General features: G+C 51.0%; 1 protein-coding gene. It reads left to right on the top strand.

The window, feature by feature from the left end; genetic code table 11:
- A partial coding sequence (locus tag ACXAFR_RS27470) for a reverse transcriptase domain-containing protein (RefSeq protein WP_475183391.1) occupies positions 1 to 586 on the top strand: 586 nt, incomplete at both ends.

Genomic DNA, 586 nt, shown 5'->3' on the forward strand with positions numbered 1-586 from the left:
ACTTCTTAATCTGATTAATCAATGGTTGAAGGCGAGAATCAAAGAGCCGGACGGACACTATCACAAGCCTGAATCAGGCACGCCGCAAGGCGGAGTGATCAGTCCGGTATTGGCGAACATCTACCTTCATTACGCCTTGGATTTATGGTTCGAGAAGAAGGTCAAACCGCAGTGTGAAGGGCGGGCCATGCTCATCCGTTATGCGGATGACTTTGTGGTGGCATTCCAGTATCGACAAGAAGCCCGGGCCTTCTACAAACAGCTCGCTTCCAGACTGAAGACATTCAATCTGGAAGTAGCTCCGGAGAAGACCTCGATGAAACGTTTCAGTCGATTTCATCCCGGTCAAGAGCGGCACTTCGAGTTTCTGGGCTTTCGTTTCTACTGGGAAGTGGACTTCACGGGTGAGCCCCGGCTGCGCAGGAAGACCGCCCCCAAGAAACACAAGGCAGCTTTGCATAGCTATTATCACTGGATTAAAGACAATCGCCACCGGCGGCTTGATCACAGCATGCCAGAGTTAAAGCGCAAGATAGCCGGCTTTAGAAACTACTTCGCTTTACCGGATAACAGTCTGAGTGTAGGG

The sequence above is a fragment of the Pseudomaricurvus sp. ABR4_320 genome (genome assembly GCF_056159445.1).